The 19,884-nt window shown below is 59.3% G+C and carries 18 protein-coding genes; 6 read left to right on the top strand and 12 right to left on the bottom strand.

Annotated elements, in window-relative coordinates:
* Window positions 1–6: 6 nt before the first annotated feature.
* Genes RAD04_RS11100 through RAD04_RS11085 form a run of 4 tightly spaced genes read right to left on the bottom strand, consistent with a single transcriptional unit; the run spans window position 7 to window position 4,868 of the window.
* Complete coding sequence (locus tag RAD04_RS11100) at window positions 7–1,500, bottom strand: oligosaccharide flippase family protein (RefSeq protein WP_461623817.1); 1,494 nt, start codon at window positions 1,498–1,500, stop codon at window positions 7–9.
* A complete protein-coding gene (locus tag RAD04_RS11095; RefSeq protein WP_461623816.1) occupies window positions 1,500–2,471 on the bottom strand; it encodes a polysaccharide pyruvyl transferase family protein in 972 nt (323 codons plus the stop codon). The genes RAD04_RS11100 and RAD04_RS11095 overlap by 1 nt, the downstream gene beginning before the upstream one ends.
* A 14-nt stretch (window positions 2,472–2,485) precedes the next feature.
* Window positions 2,486–3,379, bottom strand: coding sequence for a glycosyltransferase family 2 protein (locus RAD04_RS11090; RefSeq protein ID WP_461623815.1), 894 nt, complete (start codon window positions 3,377–3,379; stop codon window positions 2,486–2,488).
* Window positions 3,380–3,422: 43 nt separating this feature from the next.
* Entirely contained in the window at window positions 3,423–4,868 is a 1,446-nt protein-coding gene (locus tag RAD04_RS11085; protein WP_461623814.1) for an endo-1,3-alpha-glucanase family glycosylhydrolase, read from the bottom strand.
* Between the two features lie 128 nt (window positions 4,869–4,996).
* Between RAD04_RS11085 and RAD04_RS11080 the strand changes: the two genes are divergently transcribed.
* Window positions 4,997–6,424 (top strand): hypothetical protein, encoded by a 1,428-nt coding sequence (locus tag RAD04_RS11080; RefSeq protein WP_461623813.1) that lies wholly within the window; start codon window positions 4,997–4,999, stop codon window positions 6,422–6,424.
* A gap of 423 nt (window positions 6,425–6,847) precedes the next feature.
* Here the strand turns inward: RAD04_RS11080 and RAD04_RS11075 are convergent, their stop codons facing one another.
* From RAD04_RS11075 to RAD04_RS11050, 6 genes are all read right to left on the bottom strand, one after another.
* Window positions 6,848–7,588, bottom strand: a complete 741-nt coding sequence (locus RAD04_RS11075; RefSeq protein ID WP_461623812.1) for a hypothetical protein — start codon at window positions 7,586–7,588, stop codon at window positions 6,848–6,850.
* Window positions 7,578–9,842 (bottom strand): polysaccharide biosynthesis tyrosine autokinase, encoded by a 2,265-nt coding sequence (locus tag RAD04_RS11070; RefSeq protein ID WP_461623811.1) that lies wholly within the window; start codon window positions 9,840–9,842, stop codon window positions 7,578–7,580. Before RAD04_RS11070 ends, RAD04_RS11075 begins: the two co-directional genes overlap by 11 nt.
* A 269-nt stretch (window positions 9,843–10,111) precedes the next feature.
* Window positions 10,112–10,732 carry a hypothetical protein gene (locus RAD04_RS11065; RefSeq protein ID WP_461623810.1) on the bottom strand — a complete coding sequence of 207 codons (621 nt, stop codon included), beginning with the start codon at window positions 10,730–10,732 and terminating at the stop codon, window positions 10,112–10,114.
* A gap of 140 nt (window positions 10,733–10,872) precedes the next feature.
* A complete protein-coding gene (locus tag RAD04_RS11060) occupies window positions 10,873–12,321 on the bottom strand; it encodes an O-antigen ligase family protein (protein ID WP_461623809.1) in 1,449 nt (482 codons plus the stop codon).
* A gap of 85 nt (window positions 12,322–12,406) precedes the next feature.
* A complete protein-coding gene (locus RAD04_RS11055; protein WP_461623808.1) occupies window positions 12,407–13,144 on the bottom strand; it encodes a hypothetical protein in 738 nt (245 codons plus the stop codon).
* An 8-nt stretch (window positions 13,145–13,152) separates the two neighbouring features.
* Window positions 13,153–14,355: a polysaccharide biosynthesis/export family protein gene (locus tag RAD04_RS11050; RefSeq protein ID WP_038973340.1), complete on the bottom strand. Its 1,203-nt coding sequence runs from the start codon at window positions 14,353–14,355 to the stop codon at window positions 13,153–13,155.
* Between the two features lie 407 nt (window positions 14,356–14,762).
* Here RAD04_RS11050 and RAD04_RS11045 point away from each other — a divergent pair, with 407 nt between their 5' ends.
* The 3 genes from RAD04_RS11045 (at window position 14,763) to RAD04_RS11035 (ending at window position 16,966) form a co-directional block, all read left to right on the top strand.
* A complete protein-coding gene (locus tag RAD04_RS11045) occupies window positions 14,763–15,200 on the top strand; it encodes a hypothetical protein (RefSeq protein WP_461623807.1) in 438 nt (145 codons plus the stop codon).
* Between the two features lie 76 nt (window positions 15,201–15,276).
* A complete protein-coding gene (locus RAD04_RS11040) occupies window positions 15,277–15,552 on the top strand; it encodes a hypothetical protein (RefSeq protein WP_461623806.1) in 276 nt (91 codons plus the stop codon).
* Window positions 15,553–15,694: 142 nt separating this feature from the next.
* A complete protein-coding gene (locus tag RAD04_RS11035) occupies window positions 15,695–16,966 on the top strand; it encodes a hypothetical protein (RefSeq protein WP_461623805.1) in 1,272 nt (423 codons plus the stop codon).
* Window positions 16,967–16,977: 11 nt separating this feature from the next.
* Here the strand turns inward: RAD04_RS11035 and RAD04_RS11030 are convergent, their stop codons facing one another.
* Window positions 16,978–17,604 (bottom strand): transglutaminase-like cysteine peptidase, encoded by a 627-nt coding sequence (locus tag RAD04_RS11030; protein WP_038949591.1) that lies wholly within the window; start codon window positions 17,602–17,604, stop codon window positions 16,978–16,980.
* 193 nt (window positions 17,605–17,797) lie between these two features.
* On the opposite strand from RAD04_RS11030, the gene RAD04_RS11025 reads away from it, so the two are divergent.
* Window positions 17,798–18,535, top strand: coding sequence for a metallophosphoesterase family protein (locus RAD04_RS11025; RefSeq protein WP_461619376.1), 738 nt, complete (start codon window positions 17,798–17,800; stop codon window positions 18,533–18,535).
* 62 nt (window positions 18,536–18,597) lie between these two features.
* Complete coding sequence (locus RAD04_RS11020; RefSeq protein WP_461623804.1) at window positions 18,598–19,260, top strand: hypothetical protein; 663 nt, start codon at window positions 18,598–18,600, stop codon at window positions 19,258–19,260.
* A gap of 3 nt (window positions 19,261–19,263) precedes the next feature.
* Here RAD04_RS11020 and RAD04_RS11015 read toward each other — a convergent pair whose 3' ends face one another.
* Window positions 19,264–19,710: a hypothetical protein gene (locus tag RAD04_RS11015; RefSeq protein WP_461623803.1), complete on the bottom strand. Its 447-nt coding sequence runs from the start codon at window positions 19,708–19,710 to the stop codon at window positions 19,264–19,266.
* Window positions 19,711–19,884 lie beyond the last annotated feature (174 nt).

Genomic DNA, 19,884 nt, shown 5'->3' with positions numbered 1-19,884 from the left:
GGGGCCTCACAGAACATTCCGCCTGACCGCTGAATTCGCAATATGCCGTATAATCTTAACGGATTCCCGATCCATAATTAGCGCCACGCAAGCATAAACGGCCACGCCGAGCGTGGCTCCTACCGCGATATGCGACCAAGGGGGGAGAGCTGGTAAAAGACGGTCCACCGCCACCACCATCGCGCTCATAGCGGTAATCGCTATGAGAGGACGCACGGCTAGGTCGGCCAACGATCGGTAGGAGAGACCGTAGCGATAGTGAACAACCCATACTGACCAAGGAACAGCAATCACATGTCGTGCTGTCCATGCAATAGCAATGGCAGACAGCGGCAACCCCGAGGATGCCAGACAGGCAAGCAACGTGAAGCCGCACGATGCGCCCGCGTAGTATAGGACTAGCCTTTGGTCACCTCGGGCACGAAGCATGGGCGCAACCAATATCCTTGGAAACGCGAAGATCCACCCGATACTTAGAATGGCAATGAGAGGTGCCGATGCGTCCCATTGTTGGCCGAAGAGGATCGCCAACACATCTCCTGAGAATAAGGCCAACAACGCGAACGCAGGCGACGCAACCAAGGTCAGCACGCGCGTTCCTTTAATGAAAGCACTGACCGTAGCATCCACTGATGCTGCTCGCTGCAGACCCGCGAAAAGCGATAATGCGAACCTGCTCACTATTAGCTGGAGCATGCCTGCAATCTCTTCGACCAGTCTTAATGCGAAATAGAAGTAGCCGAGAGCGGCTGCACCGTGGAGATACCCCAACAAAACTCCGAACAGTCGATATGTTGCGCTCCAAAAGACATTCTCTAGACCTTGCAATATCCCGAAGCCCAAAAGCTCTCGCGCTCTCGCTTTATCGAAACGAAACTTTGGAAAGCGCTTCGTCAGCAGAGCCAACACGAGCAGACCGCCAGCGCTAGTGGCAATTGAGCTCAAGACCACGGCCCAAGCACCGGTGCCAAATACTCCTGAAAGAAGTAGAACCGTTAATCCGAGCAGTTTGCCGAGAATCATACGCTTCGTCAGCGCCGCTCCTCTGACTTTTCGCGCGAGCATTGCCGCCGGCACTGCCAACAAAGCATTTAGCGGAATAATTGTAGCTGCTGCGAAAAGCAGCGCCGTGATCTCGTAGCTACCGTATGCATAGCCTAAGGGCACCGCGGCCCCACCTGCTAAGAGAACTCCACAGCACCCGGACAATATGGCTAAAGAGAAGGCGGTATCAGTAGTTAACGTTTCTCCGGATCGAGCTCGAATGACCGCCTCTTGAAGCCCCAACGATGTGAACGATTCGATGAAAAGAACCGTTGATAAGGCCACGCTAGCTCGCCCAAGTTCAGAAGGCGCTATCAACCATCCGATCGCAAAAATCGACGCCAGACCGTGACAAATGTTGAAGCCGGCTTCCAGCATCACCCAAGGCACCGAACGGAACAAATGCCGCGTAGCCGGCCGGCTGGATGTGGTCTTGCCGCTTCGAGTCTTGGACATCAGTCGGCTTGACTGAGTTTTGGTGAGTCAGCAAAAAACATTTCGAAATAACGGCCCAGTTTGCCATAGGAGTTATCGCTAAACTTTACCCTTCTTGAAAGCAGTGCACCCAGTATCATCGCGTGAAGCCGATCAGTTACAATCGTTTCGTGCTCAGAGAAAATTCTAACAGCCTTTGCAATCAAGCGAGTCTCTGTAAAAGCCCATAATGGGTAAGTCTCCCAATGCCGCCGCAAGGTAGGCCCCGCGAGTTCCGCAGCTTGGAAGACCTTGAGCAGGCCCCTTTCCGTCAATCCTACTACATCGTCCCAATCGAACGACCGGTCCTGCACATTGAGACTGCCGCTCTTCTCGCTGTCTCGTCGGCTGACGATCAGAGTTCCGGATTTCAAACTGCTTGGCGGCGACACGTCCAACTCGCCCCAAAGCTGATGCGCCATATCCGGGAGAACGGCCACTTTAGCCGCACAAGATTCCGCGAACTCTATCGATTCTCGATCTCGAACGTATAGCGATACCCCGCCATGGCTACGGATCGCGCCGAGTGCACGCCTAGCGTCCACATCGGAAGTAAAATGAATCGATTGAGGAAGGAAAACAAATTTAGCGTTGCCATATCTTCTCAAGAGCATTTCACGGCACAACTGGTGCTCGGGCCATATGTCACCGAGATTACCACCTCCGTGGCAAACTATAGTAGCTCCCGACCGAACCGCGCGATCCAGCAGAGAAATAGATCTTCCAGCTTCGAAGCCACTCCTATTGGCGCGCCCCAAATCACCGATGCTGAATCGTCCAACGACATCGTGGTGCGATTGGCGGAAGAATTCCTGAGTGCCCCGATCTATGAGGAGGTCGCCAACGTTGAAATGGACAGGATAGTCCACAAAGGCGATCCTCGATTCACGTGGAATATCCGCTAGTAGCGCAAGGAGCCGATCCTTCAGGTTGTCCATCAATTGTGCGTGCATACCGTCCTCTGGATCTACGTCGACTTTGACAAGCCTAAAATGCGTCCGGGATTGATCCGTCCAAGAGCCAGATCTTTCAGAGCGGATAAATTGCCGGCAAGGCGTCCCTTACGATCAACGTACGTATCGGCTCTCGACAGCCGCAATACATTAGCGACAAAGTTTTTACCTGCGTGCGACAACACTACAGTCCATGAAATCAGTCCTTTTCGCCAAAGGTGAATTGGATTGGCAATCTGAGCATAGCCAAAGCTGAAGCCTGAACTACGTGCGGACTTGATTGAAAGATGCACACCACGAAGCTGCGGAACCCATAACACGTCGCCGTACCGGGCCATTTGTCGGCTGAATGACATATCCTCCAACCAGCCATACAAAGGTAATTCCTCATCAAATTCCAAGCAATTCGCAATAGCGACTTCAAGTCGGATCGCCATATTGCAACCATAGGCGCTAAAGACAATCTCAGGCGCCGCCGTCGGATCAATCATAGCTTCGGACGCGCGGAGTATCTCGTCTGCGTGTTCGGGTAAGATGCCAGGGCCATTCGCGCCGTCTGCAATCACCTGGCCGGTCACAATGGCGGCGTTCTCAATCTGAACGAAGATATGCTCAACGCCTTCTAAGTAGTCGGCAGCAGGGAAGAAATCATCGTCGAAGAATACAGCGACGCTAAAGCCCTTAAGTTCGTGAAGGATGCGATTCCTTTGAACCGTTAGGCCGGGCGAACTCTGAATAACAGCTATTCTGAGAGGAAGATTAGCTATGACCTCGCGATCTACGTCATCGGCCTTTACATGACAGATAACGACAAGTTCCGGCCTTCTAGTCTGCGCAGCTACTCTTCGCAATGTCTCGGACAGCAAATCTCGACGTCCAGTCGTGGCGAAACCAACAGCGATATTCAATGGAGCCCCCCACCTAATCGATGGCTAGGAATTTCAAACTTCGTCATCGACCAGCCGGGTTCTCGAACGGCGCGCGGTGCGATGAACCACCATGATAGAGCAAGTCTTGATACTGTGAGTTTTCGCGAACTTCGAAGGCGCTCGTCAACTCAATCGTAGGGCGTCCGTTCCTGATTAGCCGGAAGACTGGCCGCCCTGGCGCGATCGGTGCACGAACTGAAGTTATTCCCTTCTGCGCCTCGAGAGACGTTACCCCTAAGCTAGTGGAGATCTCCAGACGGCCGGGGCTGGTCAGCAGCGCTAGCAGTTCGATCTCGTTTCGCGCGTCCTCGCCAAAGCGAATAACAAACCGTCGAGGCTGTAGGATTCCGGTTGTTGACCACTCCGTCGATTCAGTCCGATGAAAGTAAAACAAGACGTCTTCTGTGATACCTGGCATCTTACCCGCCTTGAACCACTTAGCGTAAAACGAAGTTAGATCGTAAAATGCGGACTGAATGCCTGTCGAAGGTTCAACTTCAGAGCTCTCTGAATAATCGTTCCAGGTTATGACGGCAGCTGCGTCCGCATTGCTTGCGATCGCGCGGCTCCAGCCCTCTCTGTACAACTCGCTGTTACGAGCCTCGGCAAACCAGCCGTCTTTCGGTCGAAAGTCTTGGGACCAGACGGGCGCAATCCAACTTTTGCCGAGTTCACGAACGGAACTCCCAAACCTCTCGATCGTCGGTAGCTGGTTGAAACGGTTGCCGCCCCAAACTGATGCTCCATCTGCTAGTGGAAGATAGGGTCGCGCTTCCCTAGGATTGAGAAACGTCGGAATGAAATAAGTGGAGTGGCCCTGATTGGAGAGACCATCCAAAACATTCCTCCATCTCTCGACTGACCAGAGCTCGGCCGCGAACGCCCCCAGTAACAGACGCCCATCAGAAGCTCGCGCCACGCGAGCGCGAGGCGCAACAGATACAAGGGCGTCAACGAGGTCAGCGACGGGCTTATCGGGCTTAATAATTGCACAATCCAAAGATAAAAGAATTGAAAAATTGGAGTTCACTCTCTCGCTCGCCTCCAGCATGTCTTGGAGCGCCAGCCAAAACAGCTTCGAGTCCCGTTTGACCGAGCCTATATTGAATTGGAAACCGTCGATCCCCGCTGCTTCCGCGAGACGTATCTCGTCAACGCAATCCAGCACGGCCCAGTCGGTTTCGCTACGCGCCGGACGAGGATAGGGGCGCTCGCGAATGAATCCCCCAACGTTGCGGTATTGTCCGTTCGAGCCCTCCGGTGACAGGTATCGAGCGTACTGATCGTTAGCTGGAGCCGCGTTGTCGAAAGAACGTCTGAAGATATGCCAATGCGCAAAAACGCGTCGCCCCAGAGGTGCAATCTGGACAACTGGCGGGAGCTCGGGCACCGAAGCGGCAAAAAGGGCCCTTGGAATAAGGTCAGCTAGTCCCATCAAGCCGAAGATAACTTGACGACGATCTTGCATTAATGGACTCTCCAATGGTATTGGCGGCAATGGACATGGAGGCTCTCTGGCGGAATTCCGCGGCAATCCATGTTCCACTGTTTTGCTCAAAAATAGCTTTGCCGCAATAGAGCGGCGGAATAACGCGAGTGAATACTTCGATCCGTGCAAGCAGAAGCGCGCGTCATTCCCCCGGCCTGGCAGGGATTGCCGACGTCCTGCTATTTGCCTTTCTAGGATGCTACCTAGCTTGGTCGCTTGTACATGCTGTGAGCGAAACACCAAAGTCGCTTGTTGTTGAGCTTATCCTCGCTCTCAATGGAGTTTTAGCCCTAATTGGCCTCTCCCGTTCGACAGCGAGAGGTTATCCGCTCTTCGTCGTCTTCTTTTTCTTTAACTTTTTATTCCACGCCCTGGCACCTCTGCAGCAAATCGCAGAACAAAAATCTCCGATTTTCGATGATGCAGAGGTTCTCTTGCTAGCATCGTGCCTCTGTGTCCCGTTTACCGTCTTCGGACTTTTCTTTGTGTTTCGGCGCCGTAACGATTTCGGCAAGCCCCATGGAAAGCCTGGTCTGCTAGACTTAACCTTGTTCCGATTTCGGCCAAGGGACACAACGATACTCCTCGTGGTCACCGCGACGATAGCCGGGGGCCTACTGATCTACTACCTGCCTATTCTCTTCACGAATCGCCAGGCCGCAAGTCAAGCGCTCTCCGGCGACGCCTCAAAGACAGCCGTGATTCTTCTGCATGCGTTTGTTGATCCACTCGCATTTGTCGGAGCTCTTATCGGCCTCATTCTGAACTATCGACATTCCAATCATGGCCGCGTCTTCATATTCGGACTGCTTACGGTCCTTGCCGCCCTCGTAAACAATCCTCTTATACATGCCCGATATCAGTCCTCCGCGCTGATTGTGTTCGGCCTTTTAGCCATCTACGGGTGGAACAAAACGAGGTTGATCCTTTACCCGATACTCGCAGGCATCGCCGTCTCGCCAATATTTAACAGCTTCTTCAGATACAACTCCGTCACAAATGATACCCGCGACCTGCGTAACTTTTTCGCTCATATGGATTACGACGCCCTAAACATCTTCTGCTACACTGTTGTTTGGGTGCGCGAACGCGGGATCGAATATGGCAGCAACCTTTTTGGCGCATTCTTCTTTTTCATTCCGCGAAGTTTGTGGAGCGAAAAGGGTGAACATCCTGCGAAGATAATATTCGACTACCTTCATCAATACGAAGGCTATACGAGCGACAATCTTTCTTCTCCCCCTCCGGTAGAGGGCTATCTAGCGTTTGGCTTGCTTGGAGCACTTGCATTGTCGCTAGTAGTGCCATGGGCATTTGACATGATCGAACGACGGGCTGCTCGAGCTCAGACCTTTTCCGCATGGCAGCTGATTTCCAGCATCCTCGTTATGCTTGCGATGATCTTCTTGCGTGGGCCGCTGCAAGTGGGATTTGCTGAAGCAGTGATGCGGTTCTTCACAATAGTAACAGTCACGTTGCTTCTTCAATTAGGAGCAGTTGCACGCTCCTCTGCCGTCCCACGCAAATCGCGCTAGCGCCCGCAACAAAAGTGCGGCTTCATTTTTGAGACAACGAATACCTAAAGAATCTTATTCCGGACATTGTTCCCAAGATGGAATCTACTCTTTTGTATCCATCAACGTCAAAACTGTTGCATTTGTCAGAGTTGAAGTAGCAAATCCTGACATTCACCTTACGAGGGCAATTGTTCTTAACACTGACAACGTGATCCACAAGATCGGGATTCACAAGGTGGGCTCGCGCTATAGCCTCAACATCAAGGCACGGGCGTCCCGTCGCGTTTCGGGGAATTGGCTTCACTTGCTGTTCGGCCGGGCCTTGTACGGTTAACCGCGGGGAACTCACACTGGCCTGCGAGTAAGCGATGCTTGATTGCGATTGCTGTAGAAAGGCTACGGTCAAGCAACTGTACCAAATAATTCGACGCGCGACATAATTCATCGCCAAGGCCTCTCATCTAGCTCAATTCCGGGAATGACAACGCGCACTCTCTCGAACGACAGCCTACGGCTGAGAAGCTCTCGAGATCGTAGATCAACCTTACTCAAACTTGCCAGCAGCCGATCGCGATGAGGCCAGCCTACGCCCATCAGGAGCCGCGAAGCCTCTTCCGTGAAGTCCGTATCCACCATTGCAGAATACTCGGCAACGGCCATCTGCTGCATCACGGCACCCAATTGCGGAAACGCAGCCAAGGCTAACCGATTCCGCCGCAAAGAAATCCAACCCTCGCGAGGTCCTGTAGTATAAGACTGACCGAGATAGGTGAGTGCTTTGTCGTCAAGGCCACTTCGAGACATCGTCACTGAGTAAAGCAACATCCAAAAGAAAGAGTCGATCGGACTATTCACCAGTGACTTGAGCAAGTCCTGTTCCGCAGTAGCGAACTGCTGATCAGCATCTGGCTCGTTCTGCTGCAAAGAGCGTTCCGCCAGCCAGAGACGGGTGAGCGCTCGCGCGCGCGAGACAGAAGGTTCAGCACCAACAGATTCATTCTCGGCACCTAACTGGAGCAGAGTGCTCGTTAGCGCGCCGGGCCCGAAGCGATCGTCACGCACGATCCGGTCGGTGATTTCGCGCGCCAAAACGGCCGAGCGGAAGACCGGTAGGACGACGACACACCAACATATTCCAGCAATACCGAGCGCAACAAACGCAAGCCGGACGCTATTCGACATAACCATAGCGGGCGTAGTACTTCTGGTAGTAGTAACGGCCGTGATAAGACTCGTAGCGTGCCAGCGCCTTGGTGTCGGCTTTGTTCAATATAACCCCGAGCAGCTTGTCCTGGATCTCCGGTGAGCCGCGCAAATTGTGGCGGACGACGTCTATCTTGGTTTTACCCCACTCCACAACAAACACATAAGAGTCGACGAAGGAGGAGGTGACGCGCACGTCCACCACCGGCGCCATCGGCGGCATATCCAGGACTACGTATTCGAACTTCGAGCGGAGTTCGGTGACCAACGCGTGCATCGCCTTCGAGGCGAGGATCTCGTTTGTGTGCAGCAGCTTCGAGGTAGTGCCTGCCGGCAGAATCGAGAGCTTGGTTACGGGATCGACGATCAGCGCGTCCTCCAGTTGGGCCTTCTGCGCGACAACGTCGACCAGCCCAATCTTCGCGTCGGGCACCAGAGCACGCGATAGCGAGGGATTCCGCAGGTCGGAGTCGACAAGGATGACGCGCGCACCGCCATGCGCCATCAGCTGGGCCAGGTTAGTCGAGAGCGTGCTCTTGCCCTCGTTCGGCAGGGTCGAGGTGACCGCGAGGACGCGATTTTCTCGTACGATCGAATTGAGGTCTACCGCCACCTTCGTTGAGCGCACAGCTTCGGCGAAGCGCGACAATGGATTCTCGACGACATAGCGCAACAAGTCGGGCTGAGGGTTGTTACTTGGCTTGCTGAACTTCCCGAGCCTGCCGCCGAGCGTAGCAGGTGACACCGCGTTGCCGAGCGCCGGCAGAATGGCGATGCAGTTCGCACCGAGTTCCTCCTCCACTTGACCAGTGGTGCGAAAGACCTTGTCGGTGAGTTCGCGAGCCATTGCTATGCAGAAAGCTAGTAATAGGCCGGCCAACACCGCGGCCGCCAGGATGATCAACGTTTTCGGATAACTCTTCCTCAACGGCGTTGTCGCGGCGCTGATGATCCGCGCCTCGGTGATCGGGAAGGATTGCTGCTGCACGCTCTCCATGTAGCGTTGGAGGAAGTTGTCGTACATCGCCTGGTAGGACTGCGCGTTGCTCTCGAGCTCGCGGAGCTGAACCTGGGCCTGATTGGTGAGCTGCGATTCTGAGACGACATTGGCGAGGCTCGACTTGATCGCCTCCTCGCGGGTCATCGCGATGTCGTAGTCGCTTTTGTAGGATTCCTGGATGCGCTTCAGCTCGTCGATGATGTTCTTCTTGATCTCGGCCATTTGCCGGCGCAGATTGACCGCAGCCAGGTGATCCGAGCCGTATTTCATCGCCCAAATCGATTCCTTCGAGGCCATGTCGACATATTGGCCGCGCAGCTTGACGATGGTGTCGTTCTTCAGCGCGTCGGCGACACTGGCGTCCGGAATCTCTTGCTTGAGGATGTCGTTGATGCGGTCCATCCGCGCCTTGGCCTCGGCCGTCGACGCATGCGCCATCACCAGCTGACTGTTCACCTCGGCGAGCTGCTGCTCGTTCATCAGCCGGCCGCCGCTGTCGACGATATTGTTAGCGATCTTGAAATCCACCACCGCCTTCTGCGCGACGGAGGCCTGGGTGCGCAGCTCCTTGATGCGGTCCTGCAGCCAGACGCTGGCGCGCCGCGTCGCCTGGTACTTCGCCTCCAGCGAGTCGACGATGTAGGCATCGCCTATCGCATTGGCGATTTTCGCGGCCTTTTGCGGGTCCTTCGACGTGTAGCCGATCTCCATCACATAAGTGAGGCCGATGCGCTTGATGGTACGGTTCTTCTCGAACCGCTCTAATGCCTTGCGGATGAGCTCAAATTCCGACGGTACGTGCCCGTCGGAAAACAACCCGCTTACGAAATCGGCAATCGCGCCGATCACGCCGCCGCCAGAGCCGGTGAACTCGGGATCCTCGATCAGGTGTAGGTCGCGGATCACGGCGAGGCTGATGTTCTCGGATTTCAGGATCTCGACCTGAGTTTCCACCGTCGCCGAATCGACCGCGATGTCGCCGAGCACGGATTGCTGCTGGAACAGCTGCACCTTGCGGGTGTCGATCACCATCGAGGCGGTGGAGGTGAACAGCGGCGCGGCGGTGAAGAGATAGAGCAGCGCCAGGATCACGCAGGCCGACACGATGGCGACCATGGTCGGGAACTGGCGCCTGATAATGTCGAGATAGGAGGTCAGCGTCTGCGACGGGGAGCCGTCGGCCTCGGCGAAATCACGATTGATCTCGGAGGTCGGCTTGTTCACCTGCAACATCTAGCAATTCCTGAAAATGGATCGATGCGTCGTTTTATGGATTGGAAATCTGCCAACAGCCCAGCTTGCGTTGCGGAGCAAACCCGATGCCAACGCCCGCGCTGCGCGAGAGACTAGCATACTCTCATCGGTAATTGAACGCGGTTGATGCAGCGCACAGCGCTGCTTGCGCGACATTTGCCGTGAAGCTTAACGGCGCAAAAGCAAAGCGGCGCCCAATGGCGCCGCTGTCGTCATGTCTCATCTGGCCGGCCGCAGGGCCGGACCGGTCATCGGCGCGGGCTGGTGCTGTTCGTGGTGCCGCCGACGCCGCCACTGCCGCCGCCGGGCGCGTTGTTGGCGGTCGTGTTGTTGCCGAAGGTGGTGCCGCCGCCGCCGTTGCCGCCGGTCGCAAAACCGCTCGTGCCGGTCGGGCCGCCTGCGCCGGTGCCACCGCCGCCCGCGCCGCCGCCGGTCGCGGCGATCGCGACGTCGCCGGTCGCGGCCTGGTAGGCGGCGATCACGTCGGCATTGCCGGTGTTGGCGATCGCGGCCTGGATCTCATTGGCGAAGGCCTGGTCGGACTGTGCGGCCATGCGGGCGATTTGGGCGAGGCCGCCGACGATTGCGCGCATCTGATCCTTGGTGGTCGCGGGATCCTTCAGGAGTGCGATCAGGCCGGGAAGCGTGGTCGGATCGGAGGCGCCGAGGTCGCGCACGCGCGAGATCAGCTGCGGGCCGCCGGTCGGATATTGCTGCAACAGGCTGTTGGGGGAAGCCTTGAAGTCGGAAATGACGGTGGCCGGCAGCTGGCGCTGCGGCGGGTAAACGGCGGCGCTGGCGGCCGAGGTAATCGTCGCGGCGATGGCCGCGGCGGCAGCCATACGAAGCGCAATCTTGATAACGCTCATAAATCAACCTCCAAAAAATCAGCTGCCCCGATGTGCTTCCTCGGCCCGGGCAAATGGCTGTGCAGTGCGGAACCTAACCGAAGAGAAAAGAGCTGTCCACTTATTCTAAAGACTTCGTAAACGACGCAACTGCTTCAAATCTAGACACTTTTGTGAAGCTGAGGCATCGGGCTCGGGGCGGCGTCCCGGGTTGTCGGATGGCCCTCGCCTCGCCGGCTGGTAGAGCCCGCCTCCGCCATCGCGCGGCCCTCCTTGGTGCGGAAGGATTGCGCCAGGCCGGCGCCGAAAAGCGCAAAGAATGGAATGCTGTAACCGGGCACCTGCAGCGTGAAGTCGAGGCTCGAATGCAGCAGCGACAGCGTCGCGGTCGCCACCGCCGCCAGCGGGATGATGGCATCGCGCCGGCGGGTGAACACGCCCTTGGCCAGCACCAGCAGCATGATGGCCCAGGCAAGCGCCACCAGCAGCGCCATGGGAATGCCCACCTCGGAGGCAAGCTCCAGCGGCGTCGAATGCGCGGCATCCCAGATTCCGCGAATCGAGATGTTGGGGCTGCGGTAGGGCGGGAAGGCCCATTGGAAGGTACCCATGCCGGTGCCGAACCACGGGTTGTCGCCGATGATTTTGAGCGTTGATTTCCAGGCCTCGATGCGACCTTCGTCGACCAGGCCATTACTATCGAAGCGGCTGGAGACGCGGCCGCCGAGCAACTGCAAGAGGCCGAGCGCGACGGCGAGGCCCGAGCCCAGCGAAATCCAGATGCCGGTGCGCGGCGGCAGGTCCTTCCTGAGAAAGAGCGTGAACGCGACGATCATCGCGAGCAGCGACAGGCCGACGCCGGCGCGCGAGGTCGTCATGAACATCGCCATCAGGCAGATCAGCAGACATGTGAGCTGCGGCAGGATTTCTTTTGGCGGGATCGTGCGCACGTCGAGCGACAGGCGTTTCCATTCGATGTGCCGCTCAGGAAGCCGGCGGCGGACATCCTCCAGGATCAGCAGCATCCAGATCACCGCGCAGGAGCCGAAATAGGCCGCCGCCGTGTTGCGGTTGATGAAGGTGCCGGTGACGCTACCAAGATAGGCCGTCTTGTCCCGCCACAGGATCATGGTGGGCTCGATCAGGAACGAGAGCACGCCGTAGAGGGCGTAGGTCGCACCGGAGATCGCGATCACCCACAGCATGCGGCGGGCGCGGTCGCGGTTCGCTCCGACGGTAATGCCGAGGACGATGGCGAGGATGTTGGCGAGCGGGGCGCCGAGCGCGAAGAACGCCTCGTTCTTCACGATGGAAGCAGAAGGAGCGATCGGCACGCCCAGCAGCTCCGAGGCCTGCTTCCAGATCGGCTGGAACGGCGCGACCCAGGGATGGTCGGAGAGCTGCTCGTGCAGCACGAACGCGTAGGCCACAACGATCACGCCGATGCCGGCGAGCAGCCAAAGATGCGGCCGACGCAGATCGCGCGTCGGCGCGAAGATCACCGCGATCCCGAGACACAGGCACCAAAACGCGATCGAAAGATCATTGGTCGAGCCGAACGGAAACGGCGCGCCGGCCACCACAAAAAACAGGATGAAGGTCGCGGGCAAGCTCCATGACCAACGAATCCTGAACCAGCTCATATTGGGAGGCCAAAGGCGCATCGTGCTTTCTTAAGGCGAGCTTGCTTTAGGCTTAGAGGAAGCAATCGATCGGATAGATCTTCAGATCCACGTTGAGGCGGCTGTTCCGGGTCTGCGCCCGGAATGCCAAGAATACGCCAAAGCTATCACTGCCCGGATCGAGTTTTATTCCAGGGGTTAATTCGTCGGGCGGGACCAGGACGCCGATGTGCCGGTTGATGGCCGAAATCTCGATCCGCCCCTCCCCCTCGCCGAAATGCCCGCCGAGCTGCGTCACCGTGACTTTGGGCAGGCCGCGACGCTGATGACAGACCTCCTCCTCCCATAGCTTGGTCTGCTGGACCAGCGGCTTTCCCGCACCATCGGGGACAACGATATCCGGGAAGGACGGGCGCAGCATTCCGAAGAACTTGCTCTCCTTGGAGTTCGCCGACAGCCGGACCGTGAACGACAGCTCGCCCTTGGCGCCCTTGAGGCGCGACAAGACAGGAGCGTCGGGCTCGGCGGAGACCATCACGTCGATGCGGTGGCGGACGCCTAGCTCTGCAGCAGCGCCGAGAGCCTGCCCGAGCGGTGCAAGCCCGAAGCCGACGGGGACGAGAGCCAGAAGACGGCAAAGTGTCCGAAAGCGCATGAAGCCCCTTGCAACAGTGCGGGGTGCCCGATGACCGGCGCCCTGCCCAGTGGCGCCTTGATCTTTCCCGAACTCGTAGCCGCAGCAGAACCGCTTCGATCTAAACGAAAATGGCACCGGGACAAAGCCCCGGTGCCATCGCTTCTGGTCGATCAAGTCGGCCTTTACGGCGCCAGCTTGACGTTGTTGCGGAAGATCAGGGCGTCGTTGGAGAGATTCACCGCATCCGAGCCGGTGGCCATGATCACGCGCAGGAACTGCAGGAATTTCGTAACTTCGACGTTGCGGGAGTTCGAGACGTAGATCACGTCGCCGTTCTTCATCATGACCTTGGTGGTAAGGAAGAAGCCGCCGGGATCGCGGAGGTTCACGTTGAAGATGACCGGAACGGTCTCTGACGTGTACTTGCTCACGTCGATACCGAGCTGGGCCGCAACCTCGCGCGGCTCGCGGCGATACATGTACACGGCGGCCGGATCGGCTTGGCCATCGAGAAGACCGCCGGCCTTGCCCATGGCTTCGCCGAGGTTGATGCGCCAGGCATCGAAGTTGAACTCGCCACTCTGGCCGCTGGCGCCGAACGCCAGGAACTTCTGCTGCTCGCGATAGACGTAGATGCTGTCGTCGGGGCGAACATAGACGTTGTTCTCGGGCGCCATCACGAGATTTTCGAACGGCACGGTGGCCCGCCGTCCGCCACGCTCCAGCATGACCCAGGTCTCGAAGCCCTGGCCCTTGATGCCGCCGGCGCGGGTGATCGCATCGAGCACCTTGTCCTTTGCGCCCGCCGCGCTCGCGGGATAACGCGCCGGCGAATTGACTTCGCCGAGCACGCTGATGAGCTGGGTGCGCTGCGAGGACATCGCGACGACCGCCTGCGGCTCGATGGCGCGGTTGCCGATCTTGTCGATGATCGCGCGCTGGATTTGCACCGCCGTAAGCCCCGCGGCCTTGATCTGGCCGGCATAGGGCACCGTGATGAAGCCGTCATTGTCGACCGACTGATCCGGGATCGTCACATAGTTGCCCGGACGGACGCCGGCTTCCGCCGGAATGAACAGACCGCCTGCCGCGGCTTCGAAGATGGTGACGCTGACGACGTCGCCGATGCCGAACACGATGCTGGCCGGCGGCCGCTTGTCCGTGAACGCCCCCGCGAGCCCCTTGGGCTCATGGGTGTGCAGGATCTTCACCGTGGCCGGATTGAGTGGCACCAGCTCGTAGGCCGGAGCATTTTCAGTCTGAATCTTGTTGTTGACGTCGTCCGTCAGCGGACCCGAGCCGGGATTGGTCGAGCACGCTCCGAGCGCCAAAGCGGCGGCCAGAAATGCTGGCTTGAAAAGATATGACTTGGCAAAGGAATGCATGAATCGCGCCCCAGGAGACCCCAATTAGCCCCTGATTGGTACGGCCTAGGGGGTGGTGCGACAAGGGTTCCCGGTGGTTAACGGAGCGATCCGTCGGCTACTGTTGCGTGCGGGCCACTCTTTGGGGCTTGGTTTAACCCTTTGTGACCATTTGTTGTATTTCGTGTGCCCGGTCGGCGAGCATTCCGCCCAACTCAAGGGCTCAGTGTGTCGAGCGCGAGGCTTCTTGACCTCTCTCCGCTCTGCTAAGTCTGGGCCGTTAAGGATAGGAACTCCCATTGTCTGGCCTCCTTCTTGTCCCGCTGTTGGCAGGCTCCCTCCTTGGCCCCGCCGATCGCCCATGGGGCTCTGCTACCTCCTGCGCTGGCAGCGCGCGGTCCTCGTGCCAGGGCGCCCCCATTGTCGAGGTGGCCGCCCCCTCCTCCGTCTGGAAGTTCAGCCGCACGCAAGGGGCTAAGGACGGCGAAAGCTTCGCCGCCATCACGAAGACCGCGGATACCACCCAATCCGACCCGGACTTTGCCGGCCTCATCGTCCGCTGTGCGCCAAAGGGCAAGATCGACGTGCTGGTGGCCCTGATCCGGCCCTTTCCGCCGCGGAGCCACCCCAAGGTCACCATCGCCGCGAGCGGCGGTGGCACCCTGACCTTTGACGCCAGCATGGCGGCCGCAGGCGCCGCGGTGCTGCTGCCCGACGAGGTCTCGGCCTTTGCCGCCGGCAAGTGGCAGACGACGGCCTCGCTGTCGGTGGTGGTCAGGGAAAGCGACAGCGAGATCAAAGGCGTGGTGGCCATGAACGGCTTGCGTGAGGCCTATCATTCGCTGCTGGCAAATTGCAGCCAATAGGCCAAATTTAGCCATACAGCTTAAGGGTCTTTTTAGGGAGGGGAACCTAGGGTCCGAAGCACGGAGAGTGTTTCGGATGACCCCGCTTTTGATTTTCAGCTTTTTGGTAGGTGCCGTGCTGGGCCAACGCTTTCGCGTCCTGGTGCTGCTGCCGTTGACCTTCGTCATGGTGCTCGCCGCCATCCCGGTCGGCTTGATGGCCAATCTCACCGTACTCGAGAGCCTGAAAGGCGTGGCACTCGCGGCCATCGCTCTCCAGGGCGGCTATCTGTTCGGCTCGGCGGCGCGCTTTGGCCTTGCCGCCGCTCGCGCCGCCCGCGTCTTCGGCCGACCGATCAAGGCCACCCGCTGATCGCGCCGATCAATGCTGCGACGAGCCCGCGCGCAAGCGGCCTCGGTTTTAAGCGTTGGACCAAGGCAGGCCTCTGTTTGAAAACCGCCCGCCCGCTTGTATGGTGACCTGACCGTTTCAGGATTCCCTTCGAGCGCGCCGTTTGTCCCTCGCTTATTTTGCCCTCATCGTTTCCATTGTCTCCGCTTCCGCTCTCGAAATCGCCGGCGCCAAGTTCGGTGCACAGCTCGGGACGATGGCCGCCGCGGTAAGTCTGATCGCGGCCACCGCGAGCGCGCGAAAAGCCGATTACGACCACTATGTTCGCGCGATCTCCTGGGGCCGCTGGATCCCGATCGCCATTCCGCTGTTCATCGCGGCCCAGCTCGTCCCGCTTCCGCTCAGCTTTGCCCATCCGATCTGGGCCAGCACCCGCGATGCCATAGGTGGCCTGCCGTTCGGACCGATCACGGCCGATATCGGCCTGACCGTCAGCGCGCTGCTGCTGGCGCTTGCGGCGATCTCGTTGCTCGGCGTCACCATCCTGGTGGTCCGCAACCGCAGCCGGGCCGAGCTGGTTCTCTTTGTGCTGAGCGGCGTAACTGGGGTCTCTGCTTTGATGTTGGACCTGCATCGGCACTCGCCGTCACTTGCCGGGGCCGCGCCCTCGGATTTCACGACGACTTTGGCCGGCCTCGGTCTCATGCTCAATCTGGCGGTGATGCAGCTTGCGGCCGAACGGGCCGAGACGCATCACTCGGTCCTTCGCTCGGTGGCGATCGGCCTTTGCGGTCTTGTGGGCGCACTGGCAAGCGCGCTTGCGGTGTTCGGCCTGTCGGGCACGAACAGCGCGATCGCCGCGACATTTGGCATTGTGCTGATCCTGCTGATCCTCGTCATTCGCAGGCTCGATCTATCGCCATTGGCAGCGGGCGCCTTGTCGGCCGCCGCCTTGATCGGGGCTGCGATCGTGCTGTCCTTCCTGTTCGAAAAGGGCTCCGGACCGGTCCTGCTGCGGCTCGTCCCGGATATGGGGGCCGAAACGCGGGCCGCGCTGGAGCGCATGTTGACCGACACGCGCTGGTTCGGCGCGGGCGCCGGGACCTTTGCTGCGGTGGGCCGTATCTATCAGAGCGATGTCGGAGCCGCTTTGACCGCGCCGTCGACAGCCGCGGCGGTCTTTGCTGGCATGGGATGGATCGGCCTGGCTGCCGCGCTGGCGGTGAGCTCGATCGTTCTGGTACGCCTGTTCTTCGGCGCTTTGCAGCGCGGACGCGACTCGTTCTTCCCTGCGGCCGCCGCGGCCTGTGTTTTGTTTGCGCTGGTTCAGAGCTTTGCCGGTCCCGGGCTGCTGCGCCCGGCAGCAATCCTGTGCCTTTCCGTGATCGTGGGACTGGGGCTGTCGCAGAGCGTCAGCCAATCCGGATCACGATAGAGCGCGGGTGATCAGACCGCGCGATCGCCGAGTGAGGCCCAGTAATTCGGGTTCTTGGGCGACTGAATGCGCACCCAGCGATAGGGCTTCTTCGACCACGGCAGGATGTGGCCGGAGAGATTGTCCAGCACGAGATCGCCGGCGAAGGTGCGCACCACGACCACGAGATGATGCTCGCCCCAGGTGGTCACGACCTCGCTGAGCAGCACCGAGCGCGCCGGAAAGCCCTTGGCGATCAGTTCGTGGCGTTTTGTCACAGCGTAATCGTTGCAGTCGCCGCTGGTCGGATGCAGCAGCCATTTCTCGCCGCGCAGCCCTTCCAGATTGGCCTCGGGACGGATGGCGGTATTGACCTTCTGGTTGACCTCTTGCATCTGCGCCAGCCGCTCCGCCGTAAGCTTCAGGCGCCCGCCCCTGAACACGATGTGCTGCGGCCGCGGCTTGCACTCGTCCTTGTACTTCAGGCAAAACAGCGTGAACGCCATCGGCGCCAGCGTCGGCTGGTCGAACTTGATGTACTGGATGGCCCCGCGCAGCCCCAAGGGCGCACCGACGAAAGCGGCTTCAGCGCGCTGCTGCACCCCTGCAGCAACGACGATGGCGGCCACGGCCGCCAGGAACTTTACAACTTTGCGCATGTCGCGCTCCCCGTTTTTGTTGGGGAGACGCTACGCGAGACGTCTTGAAATACGGCTCAAAGGCCGCGCGATCCTTTAATCAAAATGCAGGCTACTCGGTCGGAAACAATTAAGAATACCGATGTGTGACTTGTTCTGCTAAGAGCCATCGCGACGTTCCGCTCGTGACGCTGGAAGCGATTCGACCGACCTGATGGGCCTTTCCTCACGCTTTCGAAAGAAGACCAAGCCTCGGCTTCCCGACGGCGTTCGCGTCTATGCCATCGGCGACGTGCACGGCCGCGCCGATCTGCTTCAATCGCTGTTAACCGTCATCGACGTCGATCTGGCCCGCTCGGCCCCCGAACGGGCCATCCAGGTCTTTCTCGGCGACTATGTCGACCGCGGCCCGGACTCGCGCGGCGTGCTTGATCTGTTGATCGAACGCTCGAAAACACACGAGACGGTTTGTCTGAAGGGCAACCACGAGATCTTCCTGCTCGAGGTCCTCAAGGACCCCGCCCGCCTGCAGGAGTGGCGCCACTATGGCGGCCTGCTGACGCTGGTCTCCTACGGCATCACGCCGACCATGAATCCGTCCGCGGAGCAGCAGGTCGAGCTGATCGAAGGACTGAAGCGCGCGCTGCCGCCCGAGCATCTGGCCTTCCTGCAGCAATTGCCCTCGTCCTTTACCTGCGGCGACTTCTTCTTCGTCCATGCCGGCGTCAAGCCTGGCGTGCCGCTCGAGCGCCAGAAGGATGAGGACCTGCTCTGGATCCGCGAGGAATTCCTGGCGTCCGAGGAGCGCTTCGGCAAATACATCGTCCACGGGCACACGCCGGTCAGCGCGCCCGATATTCGCCCGAACCGCATCAACATCGACACCGGCGCTTACGCGACCGGAAACTTGACGCTGCTGACGATCCAAGGTGATAGTCTGCTCGCCATTTAAGAGCCCTGCTCTCGTTTCAATCCCGTGCTCGCTTCGCCCTCACAGGCCTCGTCGATTTCACCATGAACCGCATGTTCCGGCTTCGCGTCATCGGCATCTGCACCGCCATCGTGCTGGCGCTTCATGCCGGCATGGCGTTCTACGGCGATCTCGTCCGACCGAACTTTCGCGCGAGCGATTTGTTCTCGGGCGAGATTCCGCCCGAGAAGGCGAAGCTGGCGGCCGGCGGTGTCTTGGCATCGGTTTCGCTGGATGGCGACCTGCTCGCGAATTACGCGGCGGCAATGGCCGCTGACGTTCTTCACCGTCCTTCAACCGATGCGGCCGGACGGGCCAGCGAGAACAAGGCCGCCCAAGGCGCCGTCGTCGCTGCCTTGAAGGTCTCACCGATCAGGCCCGCGCTCTGGCTGACGCTCGGCACGCTGCAGGCCCAGGCCGGCGAAGCGGCGACGCCCGCTGTGAAGATGTCCTACTTGACCGGATCGGTGCCGATCGACGTCGCCTTCGCTCGGGTCCGGACCGTGACCTCGGGCGCGGCCGCAACGGACGAGGAGATCAAGCTGCTGGCGCAATCCGACATCCGCTCGGCGCTTGCCAATCGCTCGCGTTACGAGCCGCTGCTGATCGCGGCCTACGTGCAGGCAACTCCGCAAGGCAAGGCGCTGCTGCTCGACACCACGAAAGTGTCCGATCCCAAATTCAACGAGATCTTGCGGCGGTACTGAATTTCAGCGCACCGATTTCGGGTTGACCGGCACGAAGTCCTGATCGCGACGCGGTTGGTCGGATCGCCCCTGATAGACGAACATGCCCTTCTTGGTCGTGACGATATCGCCTCGCTGCAGGCTATCGTCGCGGAGAAGGCGTTCGGTCGCGACAAGGTCCGGATCTTCCGGAATCGGCTTGTAGAGCTCGGGATGCTCCCGCCGCTCGCGCGAAGCTTCCTTGGCTCGGCGCCGTGCGTCCTCGATCCGCTGCCGCCATTCGTCGCGCGTCACTTCCGGCTCGCTTGGCGGAAGGTAGTCGCTGATGGATGGCTCCGGCTCAGTCTGAGCACGACATGAGAGCGGGTAGGCAGAGAGGACCAATCCGACAGCGGCGGCCACGGCCGCCTGAACCGGCGCTTGCCCGGATATCGAGCGATCCGATGTGGACTTGCGGCGAATGGATCGCACTCCGATGACTCCCGAGCGGGCCGAGCAGCATCCAGCGGCCCCCTCAACTTCAGCTCATGCGGCTGCCAATTGCAAGATTTTAGGAACGCGGGGCCGTCCCATCAAACAACCCCATGCACAGTAGCCGGCGCCAGCCATTTCAATCAGTTACGTCTTTCCCGAAATCCGATTTGA

Source organism: Bradyrhizobium sp. 25ACV, assembly GCF_054863005.1.
The sequence above is the reverse complement of the archived record's forward strand: the minus strand, read 5'-3'. Positions and strand labels throughout refer to the sequence as shown.

What these genes read in the sequence shown, in the direction of transcription:
- RAD04_RS11030 (WP_038949591.1), bottom strand. Translation starts at nt 17,604, where the DNA reads ATGCGCAAAGTTGTAAAGTTCCTGGCGGCCGTGGCCGCCATCGTCGTT.
- RAD04_RS11085 (WP_461623814.1), bottom strand. Translation starts at nt 4,868, where the DNA reads ATGCAAGATCGTCGTCAAGTTATCTTCGGCTTGATGGGACTAGCTGAC.
- RAD04_RS11020 (WP_461623804.1), top strand. Translation starts at nt 18,598, where the DNA reads ATGAACCGCATGTTCCGGCTTCGCGTCATCGGCATCTGCACCGCCATC.
- RAD04_RS11070 (WP_461623811.1), bottom strand. Translation starts at nt 9,842, where the DNA reads ATGTTGCAGGTGAACAAGCCGACCTCCGAGATCAATCGTGATTTCGCC.
- RAD04_RS11095 (WP_461623816.1), bottom strand. Translation starts at nt 2,471, where the DNA reads ATGCACGCACAATTGATGGACAACCTGAAGGATCGGCTCCTTGCGCTA.
- RAD04_RS11100 (WP_461623817.1), bottom strand. Translation starts at nt 1,500, where the DNA reads ATGTCCAAGACTCGAAGCGGCAAGACCACATCCAGCCGGCCGGCTACG.
- RAD04_RS11075 (WP_461623812.1), bottom strand. Translation starts at nt 7,588, where the DNA reads ATGTCGAATAGCGTCCGGCTTGCGTTTGTTGCGCTCGGTATTGCTGGA.
- RAD04_RS11050 (WP_038973340.1), bottom strand. Translation starts at nt 14,355, where the DNA reads ATGCATTCCTTTGCCAAGTCATATCTTTTCAAGCCAGCATTTCTGGCC.
- RAD04_RS11040 (WP_461623806.1), top strand. Translation starts at nt 15,277, where the DNA reads ATGACCCCGCTTTTGATTTTCAGCTTTTTGGTAGGTGCCGTGCTGGGC.
- RAD04_RS11025 (WP_461619376.1), top strand. Translation starts at nt 17,798, where the DNA reads ATGGGCCTTTCCTCACGCTTTCGAAAGAAGACCAAGCCTCGGCTTCCC.
- RAD04_RS11065 (WP_461623810.1), bottom strand. Translation starts at nt 10,732, where the DNA reads ATGAGCGTTATCAAGATTGCGCTTCGTATGGCTGCCGCCGCGGCCATC.